Source organism: Thermus altitudinis (assembly GCF_022760835.1).
GTDB classification, from domain to species: Bacteria; Deinococcota; Deinococci; order Deinococcales; family Thermaceae; genus Thermus; species Thermus altitudinis.
Window position 1 is genome coordinate 1 of record NZ_JAKTNQ010000058.1, and the last position, 1,357, is coordinate 1,357.

Here is a 1,357-nt window from a genome sequence, read left to right on the forward strand (position 1 = left end):
CCTGGCTTGGGGGCGGGGATCAACGGCTCCAGGATGGCCCACTCCGTGTCCGAGGGGTCGCTGGGGTAAAACCTACGTGTAGGGGCCACCTTTCAAGTATAGAACTCCACTTTTACGACAGTGTCTCAGAAACGGTGAGGCTCTAGCCAAACCCCGGCGTGGTGGCCTGGCAGGAGGCGACCCCCCCGGAGGAAACCTACCTTTCGGCCCTGACCCTAGGGGATATGGACTCAGGGCGTGGCTTGCCTACCGATGGAAGGAATGCTTTTGCGCCCGGACAGAGCCCGTGAGGGTGGTTACGGTATGGGCCGTCCCGTGAGAACCGCGATCACGGGCGAAACCCATATCTTGCAGCCTCGCTCTTCACGAGTCGTCACGCCGACCACCTCGAGGCCCAGCGTGCATAGGGGCCGCCCTTCCCAAGGGGACATCTGCCACCCACTCTACGCCCGTTGGGCGTGACCGATGAACGTGGGAGCCCTCTTCCCCCTAGACGCTGATCACAAACTTTCCCTACGAAGCCAGCGCCCCATCCGCACTCACCAGCCTCAGCCCCTCCACGATGGCCTGGGCCAGAAGGATGCGGTCAAAGGGGTCGCGATGGTGCCAGGGCAGGCCCTGCACGGCCATGGCGTGCGCCGGCGTGATGGGCAGATGGCTGGACCCCTGCGCCTCCACTACCTCCAGAAAGCCCTCCGGCATCCGCAACTTTCCTAGCGAAGCCTTCACCGCGAGCTCCCAGGTGGTCGCGGCGCTCACAAAGAGCACGTCGGCCTGCTTAATCCACCGGCGGGCCTTGGGTGTGAGCCTTTGATCGTCGGAAAGCCACCACAACAGGATGTGGCTACCGAGCAGTAGGTTCAACCGGACCTTCCTCCATCATCCGGGCCATCTCGGCGTTGGGTTCGTCGAAGTCAGGGGCAATCCAGATCTTGCCCTTCCAGACCCCCGGCACCCGCTTGGGCTTGGGAGGGACCTCGGGAGGCGCCAGCATGGCCACCACCCGCCCATACCGCCCGATAAGGATCACCTCCCCCCGCTCGACCCGCTTCACCAACCGGGAGAGCTGGGCCTTGGCCTCGGCGATGTTGACCAGTTTCTTGTTCCCACCCGCAGTCTTGGGCATTGCGAACCCCTCTTCAACGATTAGAGATATGGCCATTATTGGCCAACAAAGCGTGATTGGTTACCCCTGCAGGGCTGACCCAGCAAGAGGGCCCGGAGGCCCGAGGCACCCAGCACGGCCCTCACCCTGCCTCCTCCTTCCGGGCCTCCTCCCGGCGCTCTCGGATCAGCTCCTCCACCAGGCTCACCCCGGGGGCTAGATGGCCAAGGATGCCGTGGGTTTCCTCAACCA

General features: G+C 63.9%; 2 protein-coding genes. Both read right to left on the reverse strand.

Annotated elements, in window-relative coordinates:
* Positions 1-513 precede the first annotated feature (513 nt).
* Positions 514-864: a type II toxin-antitoxin system VapC family toxin gene (locus L0D16_RS12165; protein ID WP_243032449.1), complete on the reverse strand. Its 351-nt coding sequence runs from the start codon at positions 862-864 to the stop codon at positions 514-516.
* Positions 845-1,126: a type II toxin-antitoxin system Phd/YefM family antitoxin gene (locus tag L0D16_RS12170; RefSeq protein WP_243032450.1), complete on the reverse strand. Its 282-nt coding sequence runs from the start codon at positions 1,124-1,126 to the stop codon at positions 845-847. Before L0D16_RS12170 ends, L0D16_RS12165 begins: the two co-directional genes overlap by 20 nt.
* Positions 1,127-1,357 lie beyond the last annotated feature (231 nt).